Here is a 23,739-nt window from a genome sequence, read left to right on the forward strand (position 1 = left end):
TCTCTCGTAACTCCGGTCGAATGTCGTCACTTGTGACGCGTTTCCGCGCGCGGCCCCCTCACACCCCCAGGCCGCAGTCGCGGGCGCCGGGGAGGACTGCATCACGTGATCATTAACAGACGGGCGCTTCGCACCGGAGCGGTTGTCGTGGCCATGGCCGCGACCGCCGCCACCGCATCCGCCTTCGCCACCGCTCAGGCTGATGACAAAGCGTCAGGCACTGCCGCCTCCGCTGTCGACCGCCGGGACCCGGGGTCGAACGAGGGCAACGCGCACAACCTGGAGGGCCCGTTCAGCAAGCAGCAGGACGCTCAGCGTCAGGCCGCCCTTGAGCAGGTCATATCCGGCGACAAGAAGGTGTCGACGCGCAGCGGTTCCCAGGTCGTCAAGCTCGACGACAAGAAGTACGTCGAGCTCGGCCGCGAGAAGACCGACAAGATCTTCACCATCCTGGTGGAGTTCGGCGACAAGGTCGACAACACGACCATGTACGACCCGGACGGCGACGGCCCCAAGCCCGCCGTCCCGAAGTACGGCGGCACGCCCGGACCGGCGCACAACAAGATAGCCAAGCCGGACCCGAAGAAGGACAACAGCACCGCCTGGCAGGCCGATTACAACCAGGCCCACTTCCAGGACCTGTACTTCGGCACGGGCGCCGGCAAGAACTCGCTCAAGACGTACTACGAGAAGACGTCCTCCGGGCGCTACTCGGTGGACGGCGAGGTCTCCGACTGGGTCAAGGTCCCCTACAACGAGGCCCGCTACGGCTCGAACTGGTGCGGTTCGACCAACTGCGCCAACGCCTGGGACATGATCAAGGACGGCACCAACGCCTGGGCCGCCGACCAGAAGGCCAAGGGCCGTACGCCGGAGCAGATCAAGACGGATCTCGCCCAGTACGACCAGTGGGACCGCTACGACTACGACAACGACGGCGACTTCAACGAGCCCGACGGCTACATCGACCACTTCCAGATCGTGCACGCCGGCGAGGACGAGTCCGCCGGCGGCGGCGTCGAGGGCACCAACGCCATCTGGGCACACCGCTGGTACGCCTACGGCACGGACGCCGGTGCGACCGGCCCGGCCGAGAACAAGGCCGGCGGCACCCAGATCGGTGACACCGGCATCTGGGTCGGCGACTACACCGCGCAGCCCGAGAACGGCGGCCTGGGTGTCTTCGCCCACGAGTACGGCCACGACCTCGGTCTGCCGGACCTCTACGACACGACCAACACCGCCGAGAACTCGGTCGGTTTCTGGTCCCTGATGTCGGCCGGTTCCTGGCTCGGCACCGGTAAGAACAGCATCGGTGACCTGCCCGGCGACATGACCGCCTGGGACAAGCTCCAGCTGGGCTGGCTCAACTACGCCGAGGCGAAGGCCGCGACGAAGTCGACCCACAAGCTGGGCGTCTCCGAGTACAACACCAAGGACAAGCAGGCGCTCGTCGTCAACCTGCCCGACAAGGCCGTCACCACCGATGTCACGGCGCCCGCGGAGGGCGCCAAGCAGTGGTGGAGCGACATGGGTGACAACCTCAACAACACCCTGTCCCGCCCGGTCGACCTCACCGGCAAGTCCAAGGCCTCCCTCGACCTCGCCGGCTGGTGGGACATCGAGGCGGACTACGACTACCTCTACACCGAGGTCTCCGACAACGGCGGCACCAGCTGGACCGCGATCGACGGCACCGCCGACGGCAAGGCGATCCCGCGCGACGCCAGTGACAAGCCGGCCCTGACCGACGTCTCCGGCCAGTACAAGAAGCTCTCCTACCCGCTGGACGCCTACGCGGGCAAGAAGATCGACATCCGCTTCCGTTACGCCACCGACGGCGGCGCGGGCGGTGTGGGCTTCGCGGCCGACACCATCGCGGTCAACGCCGACGGTGCCGCGCTCTTCACGGACAACGCCGAGGGTGACGACAACGGCTGGACCGCCAAGGGCTTCTCGCGGGTCGGCGAGTCGTTCACCAAGGACTACCCGCAGTACTACCTCGCGGAGAACCGCCAGTACGTCAGCTACGACCAGACCCTCAAGGTCGGCCCGTACAACTTCGGCTTCGCGAAGACCCGTCCGGACTGGGTCGAGCACTTCCCGTACCAGAACGGTCTGCTCGTCTGGCTGTGGGACACCTCGCAGAAGGACAACAACGTCTCGGTCCACCCGGGCAAGGGCCTGATCCTGCCGGTCGACGCGCACGCCAAGCCGCTGAAGTGGGCGGACGGCACGATCATCCGTAACAAGATCCAGCCCTTCGACGCACCGTTCAGCTGGTACCCCACCGACGGATTCACGCTCCACAACGGTGACGTGGCCACGAAGATCAAGCCGAAGCTCGGCATGCCGGTCTTCGACGACCACAAGGGAACCTACTGGTACAAGGAGAACAAGACCGGAAGCGTTCAGGTCGCTGACACCAACACCCGGATCACGATCGTCAGCGAGCCGCTCAGCGGCTCCACGATGACCGTCCGGGTGAGCGCCTCGCACAAGTAATCCGGTAACACCGCAGGTCAGAGCATGATCGGCCGTCGCCCTCTAGCGGGCGGCGGCCGATCGTGTTTAGGTGCCTCTTGTTCTGTTCCTTATTGACACGATGTCTCACGGGGGAGTGCGGAGTATGGCCGGCGGAGGATTCAGCAAGTTGCCGAACGGCAGCGTGGTCGTCGCGATCACGCTGTCGAGCCCGGCGCAGAGCGTGGGGCCGGACACCCCGGTGCGCGTCCTGGTGCACGCGGCGAACCGGGCCCGCGCACTGACCCGGCTGCGCAATCTGGGCCTGCGCGCCGTCTACCTCAGAGGCAACGCGGAGCCGCCCACCCCGGACGAGATCACCGCCGTCCTGCACCATCCCGACGGCGTGCTGTGGCGCGCGAGACCCGAGCGGGCCCAGGAACTCTGGCACCCGATCCGGGCGCTCCTGAGGCCCGCCCTGCCGGCCCGGCAGAGCTGACCGGCTCCCGCCCGCTACACCACGGGCTTGCCGGCGAGCACCACACCCGCCTCCCGCAGCTCCGTCAGCGCCCGGTCCGTGGTCGCCTCCGCGACGCCCGCGGTCAGATCGAGCAGCACGTGCGTGCCGAAGCCCTCCCGTACGGCGTCCAGCGCGGTGGCCCGGACGCAGTGGTCGGTGGCGATACCGACCACGTCGACCGACTCCACCCCCCGGTCGCGCAGCCACTCGGCCAGCCCCACACCGTTCTCGTCCAGCCCCTCGAAGCCGCTGTACGCCGCGGCGTACGCGCCCTTGTCGAACACCGCGTCGATCGCCCCGGAGGCGACGGCAGGCGCGAAATTGGGGTGGAAGCCCACCCCCTCCGTACCGGCCACGCAGTGCGGCGGCCAGGAGTGCTCGAAGTCCGGCGCGGAGGAGAAGTGACCGCCGGGGTCGATGTGGTGATCACGGGTGGCCACCACGTGCCGGTAGCCGGGCTGGGCCTCACCGATCAGGTCCGTGATGGCGGCGGCGACGTCGGCACCCCCCGCCACCGCGAGGCTCCCGCCCTCACAGAAGTCGTTCTGAACGTCCACGACGATCAAGGCGCGGTGCATGGCGGGTGTCCTTAGGGGGGAGGTGGAAAGAGCGGCGGTAACGGGGATGGCCCCGAGCCTAGAGACTCGGGGCCCACAATCAAGCCCGGCCGCGCCTCATACGTACTCGGTGGGAAGAACCGGCTCGCCCCGCGACAGCTGCATCGCGGACATCGGCAGCCCCGCCCGTGCCGCGATGTGCCGCTCCCGGGCCGCGTCCAGCGGCTCCCGGGCGACCACCTCGCCGCCCCTGACCAGCTCCACCAGCAGCTGCCGGCCGGCCAGCTCCGGCGGTACCGGACCGGTGCCGATCACCTCGGCCTCGGCCACGCCGTCCTCGTCCAGCCGGCGCGCCGCCCACTTGCGGCCGCCGATGGAGGTCTTCGCGCCGAGTGACTTCTTCGCCACCGGACGCAGCGGGTCCGCCGGATCGGCCGAGGAGGCGCGCGCCACCAGCTTGTAGACCATCGAGCAGGTGGGCTGCCCGCTGCCGGTCACCAGCTGCGTGCCCACCCCGTACGCGTCCACCGGAGCGGCGGCCAGTGAGGCGATGGCGTACTCGTCCAGGTCCGAGGTCACCACGATCTTGGTGTCCGTCGCGCCCAGCTCGTCCAGCTGCTGGCGCACCCGGTGCGCGACCAGCAGCAGGTCACCGGAGTCGATGCGGACCGCGCCCAGCTCCGTCCCGGCGACCTCGACCGCCGTACGGACCGCCGCCGTCACGTCGTACGTGTCGACCAGCAGCGTCGTGTCGCGCCCCAGCGAGTCGACCTGGGCCCGGAACGCGTCGCGCTCGGAGTCGTGCAGCAGGGTGAAGGCGTGGGCGCTCGTCCCGACGGTCGGGATGTTGTAGCGGAAGCCCGCGGCCAGGTCGGAGGTGGTGTCGAAGCCGCCGATGTACGCCGCGCGGGCCGAGGCCACCGCCGACAGCTCATGGGTGCGCCGTGCACCCATCTCGATCAGCCCCCGGCCGCCCGCCGCCGACGACATCCGCGACGCCGCGGCGGCGATCGCCGAGTCGTGGTTGAGGATCGACAGGATCACCGTCTCCAGCAGTACGCACTCCGCGAAGGAGCCCTCGGCCCGCAGGATCGGTGAGCCGGGGAAGTACACCTCGCCCTCCGGGTAGCCCCAGATGTCCCCGCTGAAGCGGAAGTCGGCCAGATAGTCGAGCGTCGGTGCGTCGACCACGTTCTGGTCGCGCAGGAAGGCGAGCATCTCGTCGTCGAAGTGGAAGTTCTCGACCGCGTCCAGAACCCGCCCGGTGCCCGCGACGACACCGTAGCGCCGCCCCTCGGGCAGCCGGCGGGTGAATGCCTCGAAGACCGAGCGCCGGCCGGCGGTGCCGGCCTTCAGCGCGGCCTGCACCATCGTGAGCTCGTACTGGTCGGTGAAGAGCGCTGTCGAGGGCACACCGACCCGTCGCCCAAGGTCCGCAGAGTTCATGCCGGGGATGCTACCCCTATTTCGTCAAAGTGACGAGATGGGGGTGGTGGGCCCGGCGCGGTGCCGGGCCCGTTTGTGCGATGCCCCCTCCCGAGTGGCAGCATGGGGTAGGTGAGCGTCGCCCCCGTAGAGATCGAACGTCCCGAATCGGCCGAGGAGAACCTCGTTGTCCCCGAGCCCGACGTCCCCTGGGTGACGCTGGTCCACAACGACCCGGTCAACCTCATGAGCTACGTGACCTATGTCTTCCAGGCCTACTTCGGCTACTCGAAGGACAAGGCCCACAAGCTGATGCTGGACGTCCATCAGAAGGGCCGCGCCGTCGTCTCCAGCGGAAGCCGCGAGGAGATGGAGCGCGACGTCCAGGCGATGCACGGCTACGGGCTCTGGGCCACACTCACCCAGGACCGCAACTAGCACCGCGACCCCTCGCTCCGCCCTGTCCCGCCCCGCACGCCCGACCACCATCGGAGAGAACCCATGGCCGGCCACTTCGAGGCCACCCCCGGCGGCGGCGCGGCCGTCGCGCTCGATGAGGTGGAGGTCGCGATCCTGCGCTCCCTCGCCGTCCAGCTGCTGGAGCTCATCGGCCCCGGCGACGAACCCGCGGAGGGCGAGGACCCGCTCGCCGCGCTCTTCGCGGAGGGCCCCAGCGAACCGCCCAGCGACCCCGCCCTGGCCCGCCTCTTCCCCGAGGCCTACGGCGACGAGGACGACGAACTGCGCGCCGCCTCGGCCGAGTTCCGCCGCTTCACCGAGAACGACCTGCGCACCCGCAAGCGCGACGACGCCCTCGCGGTCGTCCGCACCCTGGACGGACTCTCGCCCGTCGGGGACGCCGGCGCCGTGCTCAGGCTCGACGCCGACGAGTGCCGCAACTGGCTGGGGACCCTCAACGACCTGCGCCTCACCATCGGCGCCCGGCTGGAGGTCTCCGACGAGGACGGCGGCGAGGAGGGCTCGCTCTACCGGCTCCCCGACAGCGACCCGCGCAAGCCCATGGTCATGGCCTACCTCTGGCTGGGCGGCCTCCAGGAGACGCTCATCGAGACGCTGATGCCGTAACCCGGCAGCCGGGCGCCGGCCCGGCGTGTTCGCTCAACGGACGCTCAAATCCGAATAACGATCGCGTCACCCGATCGGCCTTTTTTGCGATGCCTGAACACCGATGTCCGCTTCTTCTTGTGGTATGCGCCACATGATGTCCGACCAGCCCCCCTGACCCTCGTGATAAATCTTCACGACCACTCGGGGACGCCACCCCTGTCCCCGACGGCGCTATCGACCGGTCACCACCGGCGGCACTCCATCCATATCCGGGGGGATCAGGACCTGATCCGCAGTCGCAAGGCGCGGATCAGCGTGGAGAAAGGCGCACCACATGACATCGGTGAAGGTCGACAAGGGACCGGAAGAGCCACCGGCCGCAGCCGCGGACACCACCTCGGCAGAGGGCTACCGGCGCGCCCTCGGGGCACGTCAGATTCAGATGATCGCCATCGGCGGGGCCATCGGCACCGGCCTCTTCCTCGGCGCGGGCAAGGCGATATCCAAGGCCGGACCCAGTCTCGTCCTGGCCTACGCGATCGCCGGCCTGGTGATCTTCTTCATCATGCGGGCCCTGGGCGAACTCCTCATGTACCGCCCGGTCGCGGGCTCCTTCTCGGAGTACGCCCGCGAATTCGTCGGACCCTTCGCGGGCTTTGTCACCGGCTGGACGTACTGGCTGTTCTGGGTCGTCACCGGAATCACCGAAGTCACCGCGGCGGCCCAGTACATGACGTTCTGGTTCAACATTCCGCAATGGGTCTCCGCACTGATCTTCACGATCATTCTCTACGGCGTGAACCTCATCTCCGTGAAGCTCTTCGGGGAACTCGAATTCTGGTTCTCGATGGTCAAGGTCACCGCCATCGTCGGCATGATCCTCATCTGCGCCGGAATCCTCACCCTCGGCTTCTCCGACGCCGGCGACACCGCGTCCGTCACCCATCTCTGGGCGGACGGCGGCTTCTTCCCGCACGGCATCAAGGGCACCCTGATGACCCTGCAGATCGTGATGTTCGCCTTCCTCGCCGTCGAGCTCGTCGGCGTCACCGCGGGCGAGTCCAAGGACCCGAAGACCGTGCTGCCCAAGGCCATCAACACCGTGCCGTGGCGCATCGCCGTCTTCTACATCGGCGCGCTCGTCATGATCCTCTCGGTGGTCCCGTGGACCGCGTTCTCCCCGGACGTCTCCCCGTTCGTCGAGGCCTTCCAGAAGATGGGGCTCGGCCTCGGCGCGGGCATCGTCAACTTCGTCGTCCTGACCGCGGCGCTCTCGTCCTGCAACTCCGGCATGTACTCCACCGGCCGCATGCTGCGCGACCTCGCGCTCAACGGCCAGGGCCCGAAGGTCTTCACCCGGCTGACCAGGAGCGGCACCCCGCTCGTCGGCACCACCGTCTCGGCCGCCCTGATGCTCGTCGGCGTCTGGATCAACTACCAGTGGCCCGGCGACGCCTTCACCTACGTCGTCTCCTTCGCCACCATCTCCGGCATGTGGGCCTGGATCATGATCCTGATCAGCCAGCTCCGGTACCGCCGTCTGGCCGACCGCGGAGTCCTCCCGCAGTCCAGCTTCCGGGCCCCCGGCGCCCCGTACACCAGCGTCTTCGCGCTCGCCTTCCTCGGACTGGTCATCGTGATGATGGGCATCGACAAGGACGCCCGGATCTCGCTGTACTGCGCCCCCCTGTGGGCCCTGATCCTGGGCGTCTCCTACCTGGTGCTCAAGGCCCGCAACCCCACGAACAAGGCCTTCACCGGCCGCTGAGCCGTACGCCCCCGACCCGGGCGGTTCCACGATGCGGGCCGCCGCGTACCACTCCTCGGTACGTGGTGGCCCGTCGTCCTATCCTGGGCGCCATGCTGACCATCACCCAAGCGCTGTACGACCAGATCGTCGCGCACTCCCGCGCCGACCACCCCGACGAGGCGTGCGGCGTGGTCGCCGGGCCGGCCGGGACCGGCCGCGCCGAACGCTTCATCCCCATGCTCAACGCGGCCCGCTCGCCCACGTTCTACGAATTCGACTCGGCCGACCTCCTCAAGCTCTACCGCGACATGGACGACCGCGACGAGGAGCCCGTGATCGTCTACCACTCGCACACCGCGACCGAGGCCTACCCGTCCCGCACCGACGTCACCTACGCCAACGAACCGGGCGCCCACTACGTCCTCGTATCGACCGCCGACACCGACGGGGCGGGGCCCTTCCAGTTCCGCTCGTACCGGATCGTGGACGGCGGGATCACCGAGGAGGACGTCGAGGTCATCGACGCCCACGACGCCGCCTGAACCGGGGCCACCGACACCCGCGCCACCGGCCGGACAGGGCCGCCACCCCGGCCCTGTCCACCTGTCGAACACCAACCATCCATCAGCTGAGATCACATTCCAGATTCCGGACCGGGAATCGATACGATGAGCCCATGGTTCTCCATGACGTGAGCGACAAGACGCCGGGCACGCTGCTCGTGGCGCGCCTGCACGTCGATCTGTGCCGGCTCTCCAGCGCGATCTGTACGAACCACCGGACCGCCGGCCGCGAGGCCTGAGCCCGGCCGAGGTCCGGCGCCGCCTGCCGGGGCGCCATCCGCACACGCACCACCTCGCACACGTTCCACCCCCGCGCGGGGCAGCGCCGCGTGCCCCACGCCCACCGTCACCACTCCGCTTCGACAGGAGCCCACGCCATGGCCATCGAGGTCCGCATCCCGACCATCCTCCGCACCTACACCGACGGCGCCAAGGCCGTCGAGGCCAGCGGAGCGACCCTCGCCGACCTCTTCACGGACCTGGAAGCCCGCCACACCGGCATCCGTGAGCGCATCGTCGACGGCGACCAGCTGCGCCGCTTCGTGAACGTGTACCTCAACGACGAGGACGTCCGCTTCCTCGACGGCATCTCCACCAAGCTCAGCGACGGCGACAGCGTCACCATCCTCCCGGCCGTCGCCGGCGGCATGAACTGATGCGCTACGACAGCCCGCTCGCCGCAGTGGGCAACACCCCGCTCGTCCGCCTGCCGCGGCTGTCACCGTCGGACGACGTCCGCGTCTGGGCCAAGCTGGAGGACCGCAACCCCACCGGCTCGATCAAGGACCGCCCCGCGCTCCACATGGTCGAGCAGGCCGAGAAGGACGGCCGGCTCACCCCCGGCTGCACCATCCTCGAACCCACCAGCGGCAACACCGGCATCTCGCTCGCCATGGCGGCCAAGCTCAAGGGCTACCGCATCGTCTGCGTGATGCCCGAGAACACCTCGCAGGAACGGCGCGACCTCCTCACCATGTGGGGCGCCGAGATCATCCCCTCCCCGGCGGCGGGCGGCTCGAACACCGCCGTCCGGGTCGCCAAGGAGCTGTCGGCGCAGCACCCGGACTGGGTGATGCTCTACCAGTACGGCAACCCCGACAACGCGGGCGCCCACTACGCCACCACCGGCCCGGAGATCCTCACCGACCTCCCCTCCATCACGCACTTCGTGGCGGGCCTCGGTACCACGGGAACGCTCATGGGCGTCGGCCGCTACCTGCGGGAGAACGTCGAAGGCATCAGGATCGTCGCCGCGGAGCCGCGCTACGACGATCTGGTCTACGGCCTGCGCAACCTCGACGAGGGCTTCGTCCCCGAGCTGTACGACGCCTCTGTCCTCACCACCCGCTTCTCCGTCGGCTCGGCCGACGCGGTCACCCGCACCCGCGAACTCCTCCAGCAGGAGGGGATCTTCGCGGGCGTCTCCACCGGCGCCGCGCTGCACGCCGCGATCGGCGTGGGCAACAAGGCGGTCAAGGCCGGTGAGCGCGCCGACATCGTCTTCGTCGTCGCGGACGGCGGCTGGAAGTACCTGTCGACGGGCGTCTACACCGCGCCCACGACGGAGGCTGCGATCGAAACACTGCACGGCCAGCTCTGGGCGTAGGCCCACGCGCTGCAACGCACCCCGGACGCCGGGGGCCTCGGACCACACAGGTCCGGGCCCCCGGCGTCCGCCATTTCGGGGGCGGAGCCCCGGTTACGGGAAGGGGCGGGGAGGGGAACAGGCCCGCCGCAGGCGCACCCCCAGCCGCACCCCCGCAGGGCACCCCTTCCATCGAACCGGTGACAGCACAGGTGAGTTCCCCCACAACGGCCCGCCGCGAAGGAGCGACCAGCTCTTTCGCGCCTTACGCTCAACAAACCGCTCCACGAACCGCACGAACCCTCCCCGTTCCCACGTCTCGGAGGTTCACGCTCCATGAAGCTCACCGTCGTCGGATGCTCCGGCTCGTTCCCGTCCGCGGGATCAGCCTGTTCGAGCTACCTCGTAGAGGCCGACGGCTTCAGGCTGCTCCTCGACATGGGCAACGGCGCCCTCGGCGAGCTGCAGCGCCACGTCGGTCTCTACGACCTCGACGCCATCTTCCTCAGTCACCTCCATGCCGATCACTGCATCGACATGTGCGCGTACTTCGTCGTCCGCTACTACCCGCACGGGGGCGGACACCTGGCTCCCCTCCCGGTGTACGGGCCCGACGGCACGGAGCAGCGGCTCACCACCGCTCACGCCGACACCCCGTCCGACCACGCGATGGGCGAGGTCTTCGACTTCCACACGCTGAAGCCGGGCTCGTTCGAGATCGGCCCCTTCTCGGTCCGTACGGAGAAGCTCCGCCACCCCGTCGAGACGTTCGGCATCCGCGTCGAGCACGGCGGCAGCTCGCTCACGTACTCCGGCGACACCGGCACCTGCGAGGCCCTGGACGAGCTGGCCGAGGGCGCCGACCTCTTCCTCTGCGAGGCGTCGTTCGTCCACGGCAAGGAGGACATCCCGGACCTCCACCTCAACGGCCGCCAGGCGGGCGAGCTCGCCGCCCGCGCCGGGGTGAGGCGCCTGGTCCTCACGCACATCCCGCCGTGGACCGACGCCGCCCGCAACCTCTCCGACGCCCGCGAGGTCTTCGACGGCCCGAGCGAGCTGGCGGTACCGGGCGCGGTCTACGAGATCTGACGGCGCCCGGCCCCGTACGCATGACGGAGCCCTCACCTTCCGCCGGGAAGGTGAGGGCTCCGTCATGTACCGACCGGGCTTACGCCTTGGTCAGGTCCTCGACCTCTTCCTCGGGCTCACGGCCCGGGGTGGTGAGGTTGAACTTGGTGATCGCGAAGCGGAACAGCACGTAGTAGAGCGCTCCGAAGACGAGACCGATCGGGATGATCAGCCACGGCTTGGTCGCCAGGTTCCAGTTCAGCGCGTAGTCGATGAAGCCTGCGGAGAAGGTGAATCCGGCGTGCACGCCGAGCGCCCAGGTGACGGCCATCGAGATGGCGGTCAGGACGGCGTGGATCGCGTAGAGCACCGGCGCGATGAACATGAACGAGAACTCGATCGGCTCGGTCACACCGGTGACGAACGAGGTCAGCGCGAGGGAGATCATCATGCCCATCACGGCCTTGCGGCGCTCGGGGCGAGCGGCGTGGGCGATGGCGATGGCGGCGGCCGGGAGGCCGAACATCATGATCGGGAAGAAGCCCGACATGAACTGACCCGAGGTCGGGTCACCGGCGAAGAAGCGGTTCAGGTCGCCGTGCACGACGGCACCGGTGGCGTCCGTGAAGTCACCCAGCTGGAACCACGAGACCGTGTTGACGAACTGGTGCATGCCGACGGGCAGCAGCGCGCGGTTGATCAGGCCGAAGAGGCCGGCACCGAAGGAACCGAGACCGGTCATCCACTCGCCGAAGTTGGATATGCCCTCACCGATGGGCTCCCAGACCAGGCCGAAGAACACACCGAAGATCACACCGACGAAGGCCATGATGATCGGGACGAGACGGCGGCCGTTGAAGAAGCCCAGCCAGTCCACCAGCTTGGTGCGGTGGAACTTCTGCCACAGGATCGCCGATACGAGACCCATCAGGATGCCGCCGAGGACACCGGGGTTGTTGTACGTGGCCGCGGTGTCCGCGCCCTTCTGGATCACCGCTTCGGTGACCGGGAAGGCCTTGAGGACGTTGCTGTAGACCAGGAAGCCGACGAGCGCGGCCAGCGCCGTGGAGCCGTCCGACTTCTTGGCGAACCCGATGGCGACACCGATGCAGAAGAGCATCGGAAGGTTGTCGAAGACCGCGCCACCCGCGGTGGCGAACACCGAGGCGACTTTGTGCCAGCCGAGACCGTCGTCACCGAAGACGTCGGGCTGGCCGAGGCGGAGCAGGATGCCCGCGGCCGGCAGCACGGCGATCGGCAGCTGGAGGCTGCGGCCCACCTTCTGCAGGCCCTGGAACAGGCCGGAGCCCCGCTTCTTCGCGGGGGCCGCCGTAGCGGTGGCCGTACTCATCAACTTCCTCCAGTAGGCAAGGCGCCGCCAGGGACAGGGTTTTTTGGTGGGCGACGACTCAAGAAACGCGGCGGAAACGCCACGTGGTCTGGACCACTCAGTGGTGTAGACCAGTTTTAGCACGGTGAGGGTTAGATAAGGAACCTGCAATTTGCGACTACTTCGCAGTAGCACCCGCCCACGCACCGTGACATGCCGAAGGCCCCCGGACCGAGGGGTCCGGGGGCCTTGGCGGCAGGGGCTATGACCCCGTACCAGCGCCTACTTCGTGAGGTTGCTCTCGATTTCTTCCTCCACCTCGTCGGGCTCCCGGCCCGGGGTCTGGAGGTTGAACCTGGTGATCGCGAACCGGAAGATCGCGTAGTACACCACGGCGAAGCCCAGCCCGATCGGGATGATCAGCCACGGTTTGGTGGCCAGACTCCAGTTGATGACGTAGTCGATCAGACCCGCGGAGAAGCTGAAGCCGTCCTTCACCCCGAGCGCCCACGAGAGCGCCATCGACACACCCGTAAGCACCGCGTGGATCGCGTACAGCACCGGCGCCACGAACAGGAACGAGTACTCGATCGGCTCCGTGATTCCCGTCACGAAGGACGTCAGGCCGACCGACAGCATCAGACCGCCGACCGCCTTGCGGCGATGCGGCTTCGCGCAGTGGTAGATCGCCAGCGCGGCCGCGGGCAGGGCGAACATCATGATCGGGAAGAAGCCCGTGGTGAACTGACCGGCTGTCGGGTCGCCCGCCAGGAACCGGTTGATGTCACCGTGCACGACCGTCCCGTCCGGCTTGGTGAAGTCGCCGAACTGGAACCAGACGAAGGTGTTCAGGAACTGGTGGAGGCCGAAGACGAGCAGGGCCCGGTTGGCCAGACCGAAGATGCCGGAACCCAGCCAGTTCAGGTCCACCAGCCACTTCGAGAAGCTCGTCAGACCGTCACCGACCGGCTGCCACAGCCACGCGCACAGCGCCGCGAAGAGCAGGCCGACGAACGCCATGATGATCGGGACGAGACGGCGGCCGTTGAAGAAGCCCAGCCAGTCCACCAGCTTGACCCGGTGGAAACGCTGCCAGAACCACGCCGCCATCAGCCCCATCACGATCCCGCCGAACACCCCCGGGTTCTGGTACTCGGCCGCCGTCACCTGCGCGTCACCCGTGACACACGTACCGAACCAGACACCGCCGGACACGAACGTCGAACCGTCGGCGCAGTCCACCGGGAAGGCGTGCAGCACCGCGTAGTAGACGAGGAAGCCCGTCACCGCGGCCAGCGCCGTCGAACCGTCCGCCTTCTTCGCCATCCCGATCGCCACACCGACGCAGAACAGCAGCGGAAGGCCGAGCCCCGAATCGAGCAGCGCCCCGCCGGCGGCCGCGAACACCTTGGCGAGGTTGTTCCACCCCAGCCCGTCGTCACCGAACACGTCCGGCTGGCCGAGCCGGTTGAGGATGCCCGCCGCGGGCAGCACGGCGATCGGGAGCTGAAGGCTGCGCCCCATCTTCTGCAGGCCCTGGAACAGACCGTTCCACCACCGCTTCTGTGGGATCGCTGCGCTGCTGGAGCTCATCGGCGTCCTCCCGGAACAAGGCACAATTGGGGGTTGTTGCACACTGGTGTAGACCAGTTGCGGTACCGTGCGGAACCCGCCCGGAAGACAGGGCACCGGTGATCGTCATCATTGGCGATGACTCGGCTGCTCGCCCGCGAAGTTGGGCCAACCGTGCGTTACCGTGACGAAACGGACCCATGGTGGGCCGTCACATGTACGTGAAGAACCAGGGAGAAGGCCATGGCCAGCAAGGCTGAGAAGATCGTCGCCGGGCTCGGCGGAATCGACAACATCGAAGAGGTCGAAGGCTGCATCACCCGCCTCCGTACCGAGGTCATCGACCCGAGCAAGGTAGACGAAGCCGCGCTCAAGGCCGCCGGCGCCCACGGCGTCGTCAAGATGGGCACCGCGATCCAGGTCGTCATCGGCACCGACGCGGACCCCATCGCCGCCGACATCGAAGACATGATGTGACCCACCGCTGAACCACACGGGCCCCGGCCCGTACGCCGCAGGCCCCGCCCACCAGGACGGGGCCTGCGGCGTGCGCACGACCGCACTCCACCCGCCGGATAGGCTTCCGCCCATGTCTCGTATCGACGGCCGCACCCCCGACCAGCTCCGCCCCGTCACCATCGAACGCGGATGGAGCAAGCACGCCGAAGGATCCGTACTCGTCTCCTTCGGCGACACCAAAGTCTTCTGCACCGCCTCCGTCACCGAAGGCGTCCCGCGCTGGCGCAAGGGCAGCGGCGAAGGCTGGGTCACCGCCGAGTACTCCATGCTGCCCCGCTCCACCAACACCCGCGGCGACCGCGAATCCGTACGCGGCAAGATCGGCGGCCGTACCCACGAGATCAGCCGCCTCATCGGCCGCTCGCTGCGCGCGGTCATCGACTACAAGGCCCTCGGCGAGAACACCATCGTCCTGGACTGCGACGTGCTCCAGGCCGACGGCGGCACCCGCACCGCCGCCATCACCGGCGCCTATGTCGCCCTCGCGGACGCCATCACCTGGGCCCAGGGCAAGAAGATCATCAAGCACGGCCGCAAGCCGCTGACCGGCACGGTCTCCGCCATCAGCGTCGGCATCGTCGACGGCACCCCCCTCCTCGACCTCTGCTACGAGGAGGACGTCCGCGCCGAGACCGACATGAACGTCGTCTGCACCGGCGACGGCCGCTTCGTCGAGGTCCAGGGCACCGCGGAGGCCGAGCCCTTCGACCGCGACGAACTGAACGCCCTCCTCGACCTCGCCACCGCCGGCTGCGTCGACCTCGCCGCGTTCCAGAACGACGCGCTGGCCCGCACCCTCGGCGCCTGACGACCGGCCCGGCGGGTCAGGCCGTCAGGTAAAGAAGCAACCAAGTCCCCACGCACAGCGTCGATACGAGTACGGGCGCACGGGTCGAACCGTGCGCCCGTCCGCGTATCCGCACCCGGGGAGGGACCACGCCATGGCCGCGCGCCACCGACGCCACCGCACCGCACTGGCCATCATCACCGCAACTCTCACCGTCGCCGCCGCAGCCGGCTGCGGGGCGCTCGACAAGGCGATCGACTGCGTACAGACCGCCGACGCCATCGCCACCAGCGTGAACAACCTCCAGCAGGCCGTCACCAACGCCTCGAACGACCCCAGCCAGGCCTCCGAGGCCCTCGACGACATCGAGAAGGAGCTCGGCAACCTCGGGGACAAGACCGACAACGCCGACCTCAGCAAGGCCGTCGACAACCTCCGGGATGGCGTCGGCAACGTCCGCGACTCCATCGACAAGGGCGACGAGACCCCCGACATCACTCCGGTCACCGACGCGGCCAAGGAGATCGGCAAGGTCTGCACTCCGTAATCCGCGCTCCCGGTGGCGGCGATAATCGACCCATGACCCGCCTCATCCTCGCCACCCGCAACGCCGGGAAGATCACCGAACTCCACGCGATCCTCGCCGACGCAGGCCTCACCCACGAACTCGTCGGCGCGGACGCGTACCCCGAGATCCCCGACGTCAAGGAGACCGGCGTCACCTTCGCCGAGAACGCCCTCCTCAAGGCCCACGCCCTCGCGCAGGCCACCGGCCACCCCGCCATCGCGGACGACTCCGGCCTCTGCGTCGACGTGCTCGGCGGCGCCCCCGGCATCTTCTCCGCCCGCTGGTCCGGCACCCACGGCGACGACCTGGCCAACCTGAACCTGCTCCTGGCCCAGCTCTCCGACATCGACGCCCCGCACCGCGCCGCCCACTTCGCCTGCGCCGCCGCGCTCGCCCTCCCCGACGGCACGGAACGCGTGGTCGAGGGCCGGCTGTCCGGCACCCTGCGCCACACCCCGTCCGGCACCCACGGCTTCGGCTACGACCCGATCCTCCAGCCCGACGGCGAGACCCGCACCTGCGCGGAACTGACCCCGGCGGAGAAGAACGCGATCAGCCACCGAGGCCTGGCGTTCCGCGCGCTGGTGCCGGTGGTGCGGGAGCTGGTGGGGTGACGGTCTCCCCATGAATGCCGACAGGCCCGGCTCGCTATAGAAGCGAGCCGGGCCTGTCGGCAAAAGTGCGCGAGGAGGGACTCGAACCCTCACGCCGCTAGGGCACTGGTACCTAAAACCAGCCTGTCTCACCAATTCCAGCACTCGCGCGTCTCCGCCAGTCTACAAGGGAAGGCTTCCCGGGCCCGAAGAGTCATGGAGTGGCCGACTTGGGCCGGCGTCGGTTGCGGCACCATGTCTCGGTGAGCGCATGACAGTTGGGGCAAAGGTACCGAAGGTTCTCGGCTTGGTTGTCGAGCCAGTCACCGTTGATGTGATCGATCTGAAGCGTGAAGGGCTGACCCAGCCACTTGCCCCGGTTGCCGCAGGATTCACAGCGGTACGCGACGCCGATCTCTTGCAGGGCGCGGTGAAGCCTCTCCCGGTTCGTGCGTCCTGACCCCTGCGCCCTGACAATCAAGGTCGTCGGTGCGATCGCTTTGGGCTCACGCACCTGGATCGAAGCCCAAGGACGTCGCGTGAAGTGACTCGTGTCGAGTTTCAGCTGAAGGACCTTGCGTCGTACGCGGCGGTGGTTCGAGTCCTTTACCTCAAGGCCGAGCGCACGCATGACGTCCGCGTAACTGGTGGCTCGTGGAACGGCGTCCCGCAGGGCTCCCTCCGGGATCACGAGGCGTGCCCTACGGAAGTGTGAGGTGTCAACTCCTCTTCTGCGCAGCAGGCCTGCCAGCGCTGACCGGGACTGGCTGTCGTCCCCCATTCCCAGGCCTCGCGCCACTCCGCGGATGCTGTCGGCGGCGGCAGTGGCCGTCTGCAACTCCTCTGTTGTGAACATCAGGTCCAGCTGCGGACGGTTCATGCCAGGGAAGTGGCTGACATCGATTCCCGCGGCTGCGATGCGGCGGCTGATGTGGGAGAGCGTGCCACTGGCGGGTGGTGCACCGAGCTCGGTGACGACTTCGCGTAGCGACGAAGAGCACGCGACGGCCGCTGCAATGGCCACGTCCGGGTACTTCTGCCACGGGCTGCGCTTCTTGAAGTGGGACGTATCCAGACCGTGTTCGGCCACCCTCCCCTGCAGCACGCGTCGCTGGCCCCCACTCTTCTTGAGTCCGAGCCGACTCATCAGGTCCGTCCAGTTCTTCGCCTCGGCGATGGCCCTGGCGAGCCGCTCCCGCTCGTACACGTACTGACCCGACACGTTCCCCTCCGCATCCAGCCACGCTTTCGCAGCCTCGCACGGAACAACGAACCGTTTATCGGAGGGTCACGTCCGATATCCGACAATATGCGGAATGGCCCGCCCCGTTTCAGCGTCGGCTGAAACGAAGCGGGCCATTCCCCCCGCAGGCGCAGGGTCAGAACTTCGGGTCCGGGGTCTGGTTCGCGACCAGTTCTTCCATCTCCTCGCTCGTCTCCACAGAGGGCGGCGAGCCGTCCAGCGGCTTGTTGGCCGTTTCCTTCATGCAGGCCACCGCGATGACGCCGACCACGGCCGCGCCCATCGCGTAGTACGCCGGCATCAGGTTGGTGCCGGAGACGCTGATCAGGGCCGTGATCACGAACGGGGTCGTACCGCCGAAGATCGACGCCGACAGGTTGTAGCCCACCGAGAGGGAGCCGTACCTGACCTGGGTGGGGAACAGGGCCGGGAGGGCGGCGGACATCGTGCCGAGCATGCAGACCAGCGAGAGGCCCAGCATCAGCATGCCGAGCGTGACGGCCGGGATGCTGCCCTGCCGGATGAGCAGGAACGCCGGGAGGGAGAAGATCAGGAAGCCGAGCATGCCCGTCATCAGGAGCGGCTTGCGGCCGAAGTGGTCGGAGAGCTTGCCGACCTGGCTGATGATCAGCATCAGGAAGATCATGACGCCGAGCAGGATGAGCAGTCCGTGGGTCTCGCTGTAGCCGAGCTCGTCGGAGAGGTACGTCGGCATGTACGACAGCAGCATGTAGTCGGTGATGTTGTACGCGCCGACCAGGCAGATGCAGAGGATCAGCGTCGGCCAGTAGTCGCGGAAGATCTTGGCGAGATCGCCCTTCGCGGTCACCTCGACGCCGTCCGCCGCCTCGGTGGCGTGTGCCGTGCCGCCCTCCAGCTTCTGGAAGGCGGGGGTCTCGTCGAGGCGCAGTCGCAGGTAGAGGCCGACCAGGCCGAGCGGTCCGGCGACGAGGAACGGGATGCGCCAGCCCCAGGTCTCCATCTGGCCGGTGTCCAGGAGCGCGTACAGCAGGGTGACCAGGCCGGAGGCGCCCACGTAGCCGGCGAGCGTGCCGAATTCGAGGAAGCTGCCGAAGTAGCCGCGTCGCTTGTCGGGGGCGTACTCGGCGATGAACGTGGAGGCGCCGCCGTACTCACCGCCCGTCGAGAAGCCCTGGAGCATCCGGAAGAAGATCAGGAGCACGGGCGACCAGAGGCCGATGGAGCCGTGGGAGGGGATGAGGCCGATCGCGAAGGTACCGATCGCCATCATGATCATGGTGAGGGCGAGGATCTTCTTGCGGCCGACCTTGTCGCCCATGGGCCCGAAGAACATGCCACCGAGCGGACGCACCAGGAAGGCGACGGCGAAGGTCGCGAAGGAGGACAGGAGCTGGGTGGTGTCGCTCCCCGACGGGAAGAAGACGTGCCCGAGGGTGGCGGCCATGTAGGAGTAGATGCCGAAGTCGAACCACTCCATGGCGTTGCCGAGCGAGGCCGCCTTCACGGCGCGCTTGACCGCCTGGTCGTCCGTGATGGTGATGTCCGTCCGCCGCAGCTTGGGGTTCTGCCGCTTGCGGATGGCCCGGAAGAGGGCGGGATGGCGTTTGACCGCTTCGGGGTCGGCCGCCTGATGGGGGTCGGAGGCCGCCATGGCCGGGTCCTTTCCTCGGTGGGTGTTCCAGGGAAGGCTTCTGCGCGGTCATGGCGGTCGCAAACCGAATCGGCGGGGGATTGGGATGTCCATCACATTTTTTCGGCCATTCGGCCCAATCCCCGATTGCCGGTCGGCGGTGTCAGATCCCCAGGTCCCTGATGATCTTCGCGACGTGGCCGGTGGCCTTGACGTTGTAGAAGGCGTGCTCGATCTTGCCCTCTTCGTCCACGACGACCGTGGAGCGGATGACGCCCGTCACCGTTTTGCCGTAGAGCTTCTTCTCGCCGAAGGCGCCGTAGGCCTCCAGGGTCTCCTTGGAGGGGTCGCCGACGAGGGTGACCTTGAGGTTCTCCTTCTCGCGGAACTTGGCGAGCTTCTCGGGCTTGTCGGGGGAGACGCCGATGACGTCGTATCCGGCACCGGCCAGCAGGTCGAGGTTGTCGGTGAAGTCGCAGGCCTGCTTGGTGCAGCCGGGGGTAAGAGCCGCCGGGTAGAAGTAGACGATGACTTTGCGGCCCTTGTGGTCCGCGAGCGAGATGTCGTTGCCGTCGGCGTCGGGGAGGGTGAAGGCCGGGGCGGTGTCGCCGGGCTGGAGTCGCTCGCTCATGGTTCTCCTCGTTGGTACGTGGGGTGTACGGGACCGAGAGTAATAGGGGTGCCGCCGGGTGCGGGGGCGGTCGAGCTGACAGACTGTCGATGAAGGTTTACCGGACGAGGACCACGGAGGCGGCGCAGTGTCGGATGCCAGGAGCCCTGCGCAGATCGAGGCGGACATCATCACCAGGCGCGAGCAGCTCGCGGTGGTGCTTGATGAGATCGGGGTGCGGGTGCACCCGAAGACGATCATGGGTGACGCGAAGGCGAAGGCCGCCGAGGCCGTGGACCGGACGGCCGGGCGGGCGTTCGTCGCGGTGAACCGGGCGGTCTCCGACGTGAAGGCCCAGTTCGTCACGGAGGACGGCGCGCCCCGGCTGGAGCGGGTGATTCCGGCGGCGCTGCTCGCGGTGGGTGTGGTGGGGCTGCTCACGGTGTCCTCGCGGCGGAAGAAGCGTTGAGCCCCGAGGGCGCGGGGTCGCGTCGCGGCCAGGTAGGTTGCGGGGCGTGAGTGAGAACACCGACGACAAGCTGCCCATCCGGATGCTGCACGACCGTGTGCTGGTCCGGTCCGATTCGCCCGAGGGCGAGCGGCGTTCCGGCGGCGGCATCCTGATTCCGGCGACGGCCGCGGTCGGCCGCCGTCTGGCGTGGGCCGTGGTGGTGGCCGTGGGGCAGAACGTGCGGACGGTGGAGCCGGGGGACCGGGTGCTGTACGACCCGGAGGACCGGGCCGAGGTCGAGGTGCGGGGCGTGGCGTACGTGCTGATGCGGGAGCGGGATCTGCATGCGGTGGCCGCGGACCGGTTCGAGGGCTCGGTGGATTCGACCGGTCTGTATCTGTAGCCCGACCGTGGTGTGCAAGGCCTGGTGACCGTTGTCACCAGGCCTTTTGCCTGTTCTTTGCTAGGGTGGTGGGACCCCGACGAGACGCGCCGTACCGGGCTTCGCAAAGACGACGCACCCGTGTTGTTCGCGTGTTCTGTCGTCGGAGGTTCTGTCATGGCGTGGGTTCTGCTGGTGATCGCCGGTCTGCTGGAAGTGGCCTGGTCGATCGGGATGAAGTACACCGAGGGGTTCACCCGGTTGTGGCCGAGTGTGTTCACGGGCCTCGGGATCGTGGCGAGCATGGTGTTGCTGTCCCATGCGGCGCGGACGCTGCCCATCGGTACGGCGTACGGCGTGTGGGTGGGTATCGGTGCGGCCGGTGCCGCGGTGCTGGGCATGGTGGTGCTGCACGAGCCGGTGACGGCGGCCCGGATCTTCTTCGTGTGTCTGCTGCTGGTGGCCGTCGTGGGGCTGAAGGCGACCTCGGGTCACTGACGGGCCGGGCTCCGGACCTGGGCCGCGGCCGCCTCCCGGAGGTGACCGCGGCCCCGGCTGTCTCTCAGAGGCGGCCGGGGGCCCGGGTGCCCCGGGCGCCTTCCAGGAGGCCGCCGGCGGTGCCCGCGCCGTTGTCCGCTCCTCCGTTGTCCCCGCCGCCGCTGTCGCCGCCTCCGGTGTCCGTGCCGCCGTCGGTCCCGCCGTCCGTGCCGCCGTCCGTCCCGCCTGTGCCGCCGTCCGTGGCGCCAGCGGTGTCGGTGCCGCCGGTCGGGGTGCCGGTGGTGGCGGGCGGGGCTTCCGAGGTGGAGGGGGCGGTGGGCGGTGTACTGGACGGGGTGTTCGAGGTGGTGCCGGACGGGGTGCGGGACGGCCGGCCGGTGTCGCCGGGTGCGCTGCTCCGCGCGCTGGGCGGTTCGGTCTCGTCGGCGCCGCTCTCCAGGTCGAGCGTGAAGTTCTTGACGGGGGTGCCGCGCAGGGCGGCTCCGGTGTACTGGGCCCAGGTCTCGGCGGGGGCGCCGCCGCCGTTGATGCGGGGCTGCCCGAGCGCGCCGTAGAGCGGTTTCTGCACCCCGGTGGCGGGGTCCTGGCCCATGACGGCGATGACGGTGGCGAGTTCGGGGGTGTAGCCGGCGAACCAGGCGGCCTTGTCCTCCTCCGCGGTGCCGGTCTTGCCGGCGGCGGGGCGGCCCGCGCCCTGGGCGGCGGTGCCGGTGCCGCCGTCGACGACGCTCCGCAGGATCGAGGTGGTGGTGTCGGCCGCCTGGCGGCTTACGGCCTGTTTCGTGCTGCGTTCCGGGAGCTTGACCGCCGCACCGTCCTTGGTGACCTTGTCGACGAGGACGTGGGCGCCGTGCCTGCCGTGGCCGGCGAGGGTGGCGTAGGCGTCGGTCATGTCCAGGACGCTGGCGGTGGCGGGGCCGAGCGCGATCGACGGGGACGCCGTGAGGTCGGGGGTGTCCTTGGGGATGCCGAGGTCGACGGCGGTCTGACGGACCTTGCCGGGGCCGACGTCCTCCGCCATCTGGGCGTAGACGGCGTTGACGGACTTGTCGGTGGCGGCGCTGACGGTGATGGGCCCGTAGCTCCTGTCGTCCTCGTTGGCGGGGGAGTAGCCGGTGGGGCCGTCGGGGCCCTGGACCATGCGCTTGTTGGTGCCGTCGTAGATGGTGGTGGGGGTGATGCGCCGGCCGTCCTGGGTGGTGGAGCCGTTCGCGACTGCCGAGGTGAAGACGAACGGCTTGAAGGTGGAGCCGACCTGGTAGTCGGTGCGGGTCGCGTTGTTGACGTACTGCCGGGTGTAGTCGATGCCGCCGTACATGGCGACGACGCGGCCGGTCGCGGGGTCGATGGAGGCGCCGCCGACGCGGACGTTGCGGTCGGCCTTGTTCTGTTTGCTGGTCTTGGACATGACGTTGTCGTCGACGGCTTCGACGAGGGCGTCCTGCTTCTTCTTCTCCAGCGTGGTGGTGATCCGGTAGCCGCGGGTGGCGAGGGTCTTCTCGTCGAGGATGTCGTTGCGGACGAGGTAGTCCTCGACGGCCTGGACGATGTAGCCGCGCTGCCCGGAGAGGCTGTTGGCGGGCTTGACCGGGCCCGGCGGGGGGAAGGTCATGGCGGCGCGTTCGCCGGCCCCGAGCCAGTCCTCCTTGACCATGCCGTCGAGGACGTAGTTCCAGCGGGCGACGGCGGCGCTCTTGTTCTCCGGGTGGGTGATGACGTCGTACGCGCTGGGCGCGTTGAGCAGGGAGGCGAGGTAGGCGCCCTCGGCGGTGGTGATGTCGCCGATGTCCTTGCTGTAGTAGGCCTGGGCGGCGGCCTGGATGCCGTAGGCGTTGCGGCCGAAGTAGCTGGTGTTGAGGTAGCCCTCGAAGATCTGGTTCTTGGATTCCTCGCGGTTCAGCTTGATCGCGATGAAGAACTCCTTGATCTTGCGGCCGACGGTCTGTTCCTGGCCCAGGTAGTAGTTCTTGACGTACTGCTGCGTGATGGTCGAGCCGCCCTGTTTGCCCTTGCCGGTGAGGGTGTTCCAGCCGGCCCGGAACATCGCCTTGATGTCGACGGCGCGTTCGGAGTAGAAGTCGCGGTCCTCGGCGGCGAGGACTGCTTGCTGGACGGTGCGGGGGACCTGGGCGAGCTTGACGTTCTCCCGGTTGACCTCGCCGTCGCGGGCGATGACGCTGCCGTCCTTGTAGAGGTAGACGTTGGACTGGGCGGTGGCGCTGGCGTTGGCGGAGGGGATGTCGACGAGCTGGTACCCGGCGATGAAGCCGCCGACCAGGACCAGGGCGATGAGGAGGATCGCGCCGAGCACCATCCGCCAGGTGGGAACGGCGCGGCGCCAGCCCGTGCGCTTGGGTCGCTTGGGCTTCTTCTGCTTTCCCGCGCCTTTGACGGGGGCGCCCTGGTTCGCGGGGGCGGCGGCGTCGGCAGGCAGGTCTCTGGGGGTCCAGCCCCTGCGGTCGGGGTCCCCGTTCTGCTGCTGTGGCTCGTCGCTCATGTCGGTGCAGACTCCTCGGCCGCGGTCAGTTCCCCCATAGTGCCCTTTTCCCCGGTATAACCACCGGATCTGTCCCCG

At 68.4% G+C, this 23,739-nt stretch carries 25 protein-coding genes, 1 tRNA gene and 1 riboswitch; of the genes, 17 read left to right on the forward strand and 9 right to left on the reverse strand.

What is annotated here, in order from left to right; translation table 11 throughout:
* The first annotated feature begins 105 nt into the window (after positions 1 to 105).
* Both ACFVQ0_RS33620 and ACFVQ0_RS33625 read left to right on the forward strand, forming a co-directional pair.
* On the forward strand, positions 106 to 2,505 hold the full coding sequence (locus tag ACFVQ0_RS33620) for an immune inhibitor A domain-containing protein (protein ID WP_390092959.1): 2,400 nt from the start codon (positions 106 to 108) through the stop codon (positions 2,503 to 2,505).
* Positions 2,506 to 2,629: 124 nt separating this feature from the next.
* A complete protein-coding gene (locus tag ACFVQ0_RS33625; RefSeq protein WP_199884514.1) occupies positions 2,630 to 2,962 on the forward strand; it encodes a hypothetical protein in 333 nt (110 codons plus the stop codon).
* A gap of 14 nt (positions 2,963 to 2,976) precedes the next feature.
* On the opposite strand, the gene ACFVQ0_RS33630 is transcribed toward ACFVQ0_RS33625, so the two are convergent.
* Both ACFVQ0_RS33630 and ACFVQ0_RS33635 read right to left on the reverse strand, forming a co-directional pair.
* The gene (locus tag ACFVQ0_RS33630) at positions 2,977 to 3,561 is read right to left on the reverse strand and encodes an isochorismatase family protein (protein WP_390092960.1); all 585 of its coding nucleotides are present in this window, start codon (positions 3,559 to 3,561) and stop codon (positions 2,977 to 2,979) included.
* 96 nt (positions 3,562 to 3,657) lie between these two features.
* Positions 3,658 to 4,986 carry a nicotinate phosphoribosyltransferase gene (locus ACFVQ0_RS33635; RefSeq protein WP_390092961.1) on the reverse strand — a complete coding sequence of 443 codons (1,329 nt, stop codon included), beginning with the start codon at positions 4,984 to 4,986 and terminating at the stop codon, positions 3,658 to 3,660.
* Positions 4,987 to 5,097: 111 nt separating this feature from the next.
* On the opposite strand from ACFVQ0_RS33635, the gene clpS reads away from it, so the two are divergent.
* From clpS to ACFVQ0_RS33675, 8 genes are all read left to right on the forward strand, one after another.
* Positions 5,098 to 5,403, forward strand: coding sequence for an ATP-dependent Clp protease adapter ClpS (gene clpS, locus ACFVQ0_RS33640; RefSeq protein WP_018555894.1), 306 nt, complete (start codon positions 5,098 to 5,100; stop codon positions 5,401 to 5,403).
* Between the two features lie 63 nt (positions 5,404 to 5,466).
* Entirely contained in the window at positions 5,467 to 6,051 is a 585-nt protein-coding gene (locus tag ACFVQ0_RS33645) for a DUF2017 domain-containing protein (protein ID WP_390092962.1), read from the forward strand.
* Positions 6,052 to 6,367: 316 nt separating this feature from the next.
* Positions 6,368 to 7,801 carry an amino acid permease gene (locus ACFVQ0_RS33650; protein WP_390092963.1) on the forward strand — a complete coding sequence of 478 codons (1,434 nt, stop codon included), beginning with the start codon at positions 6,368 to 6,370 and terminating at the stop codon, positions 7,799 to 7,801.
* Between the two features lie 92 nt (positions 7,802 to 7,893).
* Positions 7,894 to 8,325: a Mov34/MPN/PAD-1 family protein gene (locus ACFVQ0_RS33655; protein ID WP_390092964.1), complete on the forward strand. Its 432-nt coding sequence runs from the start codon at positions 7,894 to 7,896 to the stop codon at positions 8,323 to 8,325.
* Between the two features lie 134 nt (positions 8,326 to 8,459).
* On the forward strand, positions 8,460 to 8,585 hold the full coding sequence (locus ACFVQ0_RS33660; RefSeq protein WP_311305474.1) for a putative leader peptide: 126 nt from the start codon (positions 8,460 to 8,462) through the stop codon (positions 8,583 to 8,585).
* A gap of 138 nt (positions 8,586 to 8,723) precedes the next feature.
* The gene (locus tag ACFVQ0_RS33665; RefSeq protein WP_389208465.1) at positions 8,724 to 9,002 is read left to right on the forward strand and encodes a MoaD/ThiS family protein; all 279 of its coding nucleotides are present in this window, start codon (positions 8,724 to 8,726) and stop codon (positions 9,000 to 9,002) included.
* Positions 9,002 to 9,952: a PLP-dependent cysteine synthase family protein gene (locus tag ACFVQ0_RS33670; protein WP_390092965.1), complete on the forward strand. Its 951-nt coding sequence runs from the start codon at positions 9,002 to 9,004 to the stop codon at positions 9,950 to 9,952. Before ACFVQ0_RS33665 ends, ACFVQ0_RS33670 begins: the two co-directional genes overlap by 1 nt.
* A 315-nt stretch (positions 9,953 to 10,267) precedes the next feature.
* Positions 10,268 to 11,020, forward strand: a complete 753-nt coding sequence (locus tag ACFVQ0_RS33675; RefSeq protein WP_390092966.1) for an MBL fold metallo-hydrolase — start codon at positions 10,268 to 10,270, stop codon at positions 11,018 to 11,020.
* Between the two features lie 79 nt (positions 11,021 to 11,099).
* Here the strand turns inward: ACFVQ0_RS33675 and ACFVQ0_RS33680 are convergent, their stop codons facing one another.
* The gene (locus ACFVQ0_RS33680) at positions 11,100 to 12,350 is read right to left on the reverse strand and encodes a PTS transporter subunit EIIC (protein WP_390092967.1); all 1,251 of its coding nucleotides are present in this window, start codon (positions 12,348 to 12,350) and stop codon (positions 11,100 to 11,102) included.
* Positions 12,351 to 12,611: 261 nt separating this feature from the next.
* A complete protein-coding gene (locus tag ACFVQ0_RS33685; RefSeq protein WP_390092968.1) occupies positions 12,612 to 13,922 on the reverse strand; it encodes a PTS transporter subunit EIIC in 1,311 nt (436 codons plus the stop codon).
* 222 nt (positions 13,923 to 14,144) lie between these two features.
* Here ACFVQ0_RS33685 and ACFVQ0_RS33690 point away from each other — a divergent pair, with 222 nt between their 5' ends.
* The 4 genes from ACFVQ0_RS33690 (at position 14,145) to rdgB (ending at position 16,389) form a co-directional block, all read left to right on the forward strand.
* The gene (locus tag ACFVQ0_RS33690) at positions 14,145 to 14,378 is read left to right on the forward strand and encodes a glucose PTS transporter subunit EIIB (protein ID WP_019886687.1); all 234 of its coding nucleotides are present in this window, start codon (positions 14,145 to 14,147) and stop codon (positions 14,376 to 14,378) included.
* Between the two features lie 112 nt (positions 14,379 to 14,490).
* Entirely contained in the window at positions 14,491 to 15,228 is a 738-nt protein-coding gene (rph, locus tag ACFVQ0_RS33695) for a ribonuclease PH (protein ID WP_390092969.1), read from the forward strand.
* Positions 15,229 to 15,361: 133 nt separating this feature from the next.
* Complete coding sequence (locus tag ACFVQ0_RS33700; protein WP_390092970.1) at positions 15,362 to 15,754, forward strand: hypothetical protein; 393 nt, start codon at positions 15,362 to 15,364, stop codon at positions 15,752 to 15,754.
* Positions 15,755 to 15,786: 32 nt separating this feature from the next.
* On the forward strand, positions 15,787 to 16,389 hold the full coding sequence (gene rdgB, locus ACFVQ0_RS33705) for an RdgB/HAM1 family non-canonical purine NTP pyrophosphatase (RefSeq protein WP_390092971.1): 603 nt from the start codon (positions 15,787 to 15,789) through the stop codon (positions 16,387 to 16,389).
* A gap of 66 nt (positions 16,390 to 16,455) precedes the next feature.
* On the opposite strand, the gene ACFVQ0_RS33710 is transcribed toward rdgB, so the two are convergent.
* The 4 genes from ACFVQ0_RS33710 to bcp all read right to left on the reverse strand — a co-directional run bounded on the left by ACFVQ0_RS33710 (position 16,456) and on the right by bcp (position 19,854).
* Positions 16,456 to 16,539, reverse strand: a tRNA-Leu gene (locus ACFVQ0_RS33710).
* Positions 16,540 to 16,582: 43 nt separating this feature from the next.
* A complete protein-coding gene (locus tag ACFVQ0_RS33715; protein ID WP_390092972.1) occupies positions 16,583 to 17,590 on the reverse strand; it encodes an HNH endonuclease signature motif containing protein in 1,008 nt (335 codons plus the stop codon).
* A 157-nt stretch (positions 17,591 to 17,747) separates the two neighbouring features.
* Positions 17,748 to 19,244, reverse strand: a complete 1,497-nt coding sequence (gene proP, locus ACFVQ0_RS33720) for a glycine betaine/L-proline transporter ProP (protein WP_390092974.1) — start codon at positions 19,242 to 19,244, stop codon at positions 17,748 to 17,750.
* Between the two features lie 142 nt (positions 19,245 to 19,386).
* Complete coding sequence (bcp, locus tag ACFVQ0_RS33725; RefSeq protein WP_390092975.1) at positions 19,387 to 19,854, reverse strand: thioredoxin-dependent thiol peroxidase; 468 nt, start codon at positions 19,852 to 19,854, stop codon at positions 19,387 to 19,389.
* 127 nt (positions 19,855 to 19,981) lie between these two features.
* On the opposite strand from bcp, the gene ACFVQ0_RS33730 reads away from it, so the two are divergent.
* From ACFVQ0_RS33730 to ACFVQ0_RS33740, 3 genes are all read left to right on the forward strand, one after another.
* Entirely contained in the window at positions 19,982 to 20,302 is a 321-nt protein-coding gene (locus ACFVQ0_RS33730) for a DUF3618 domain-containing protein (RefSeq protein ID WP_390092976.1), read from the forward strand.
* Between the two features lie 46 nt (positions 20,303 to 20,348).
* Positions 20,349 to 20,687, forward strand: coding sequence for a co-chaperone GroES (locus ACFVQ0_RS33735; protein WP_031087845.1), 339 nt, complete (start codon positions 20,349 to 20,351; stop codon positions 20,685 to 20,687).
* 53 nt (positions 20,688 to 20,740) lie between these two features.
* Positions 20,741 to 20,806, forward strand: a riboswitch (guanidine-III (ykkC-III) riboswitch).
* 37 nt (positions 20,807 to 20,843) lie between these two features.
* Complete coding sequence (locus ACFVQ0_RS33740; protein ID WP_024491021.1) at positions 20,844 to 21,164, forward strand: multidrug efflux SMR transporter; 321 nt, start codon at positions 20,844 to 20,846, stop codon at positions 21,162 to 21,164.
* Positions 21,165 to 21,228: 64 nt separating this feature from the next.
* Here ACFVQ0_RS33740 and ACFVQ0_RS33745 read toward each other — a convergent pair whose 3' ends face one another.
* The gene (locus ACFVQ0_RS33745; protein WP_390092977.1) at positions 21,229 to 23,661 is read right to left on the reverse strand and encodes a transglycosylase domain-containing protein; all 2,433 of its coding nucleotides are present in this window, start codon (positions 23,659 to 23,661) and stop codon (positions 21,229 to 21,231) included.
* Positions 23,662 to 23,739: the final 78 nt, after the last annotated feature.

The sequence above is a fragment of the Streptomyces sp. NPDC057900 genome (assembly GCF_042887885.1).
In the GTDB taxonomy this organism is placed as follows: domain Bacteria; phylum Actinomycetota; class Actinomycetes; order Streptomycetales; family Streptomycetaceae; genus Streptomyces.

What these genes read in the sequence shown, in the direction of transcription:
- ACFVQ0_RS33625 (WP_199884514.1), top strand. Translation starts at nt 2,630, where the DNA reads ATGGCCGGCGGAGGATTCAGCAAGTTGCCGAACGGCAGCGTGGTCGTC.
- ACFVQ0_RS33630 (WP_390092960.1), bottom strand. Translation starts at nt 3,561, where the DNA reads ATGCACCGCGCCTTGATCGTCGTGGACGTTCAGAACGACTTCTGTGAG.
- ACFVQ0_RS33635 (WP_390092961.1), bottom strand. Translation starts at nt 4,986, where the DNA reads ATGAACTCTGCGGACCTTGGGCGACGGGTCGGTGTGCCCTCGACAGCG.
- ACFVQ0_RS33645 (WP_390092962.1), top strand. Translation starts at nt 5,467, where the DNA reads ATGGCCGGCCACTTCGAGGCCACCCCCGGCGGCGGCGCGGCCGTCGCG.
- ACFVQ0_RS33650 (WP_390092963.1), top strand. Translation starts at nt 6,368, where the DNA reads ATGACATCGGTGAAGGTCGACAAGGGACCGGAAGAGCCACCGGCCGCA.
- ACFVQ0_RS33655 (WP_390092964.1), top strand. Translation starts at nt 7,894, where the DNA reads ATGCTGACCATCACCCAAGCGCTGTACGACCAGATCGTCGCGCACTCC.
- ACFVQ0_RS33660 (WP_311305474.1), top strand. Translation starts at nt 8,460, where the DNA reads ATGGTTCTCCATGACGTGAGCGACAAGACGCCGGGCACGCTGCTCGTG.
- ACFVQ0_RS33665 (WP_389208465.1), top strand. Translation starts at nt 8,724, where the DNA reads ATGGCCATCGAGGTCCGCATCCCGACCATCCTCCGCACCTACACCGAC.
- ACFVQ0_RS33670 (WP_390092965.1), top strand. Translation starts at nt 9,002, where the DNA reads ATGCGCTACGACAGCCCGCTCGCCGCAGTGGGCAACACCCCGCTCGTC.
- ACFVQ0_RS33675 (WP_390092966.1), top strand. Translation starts at nt 10,268, where the DNA reads ATGAAGCTCACCGTCGTCGGATGCTCCGGCTCGTTCCCGTCCGCGGGA.
- ACFVQ0_RS33680 (WP_390092967.1), bottom strand. Translation starts at nt 12,350, where the DNA reads ATGAGTACGGCCACCGCTACGGCGGCCCCCGCGAAGAAGCGGGGCTCC.
- ACFVQ0_RS33685 (WP_390092968.1), bottom strand. Translation starts at nt 13,922, where the DNA reads ATGAGCTCCAGCAGCGCAGCGATCCCACAGAAGCGGTGGTGGAACGGT.
- ACFVQ0_RS33690 (WP_019886687.1), top strand. Translation starts at nt 14,145, where the DNA reads ATGGCCAGCAAGGCTGAGAAGATCGTCGCCGGGCTCGGCGGAATCGAC.
- rph (WP_390092969.1), top strand. Translation starts at nt 14,491, where the DNA reads ATGTCTCGTATCGACGGCCGCACCCCCGACCAGCTCCGCCCCGTCACC.
- ACFVQ0_RS33700 (WP_390092970.1), top strand. Translation starts at nt 15,362, where the DNA reads ATGGCCGCGCGCCACCGACGCCACCGCACCGCACTGGCCATCATCACC.
- rdgB (WP_390092971.1), top strand. Translation starts at nt 15,787, where the DNA reads ATGACCCGCCTCATCCTCGCCACCCGCAACGCCGGGAAGATCACCGAA.
- proP (WP_390092974.1), bottom strand. Translation starts at nt 19,244, where the DNA reads ATGGCGGCCTCCGACCCCCATCAGGCGGCCGACCCCGAAGCGGTCAAA.
- bcp (WP_390092975.1), bottom strand. Translation starts at nt 19,854, where the DNA reads ATGAGCGAGCGACTCCAGCCCGGCGACACCGCCCCGGCCTTCACCCTC.
- ACFVQ0_RS33740 (WP_024491021.1), top strand. Translation starts at nt 20,844, where the DNA reads ATGGCGTGGGTTCTGCTGGTGATCGCCGGTCTGCTGGAAGTGGCCTGG.
- ACFVQ0_RS33745 (WP_390092977.1), bottom strand. Translation starts at nt 23,661, where the DNA reads ATGAGCGACGAGCCACAGCAGCAGAACGGGGACCCCGACCGCAGGGGC.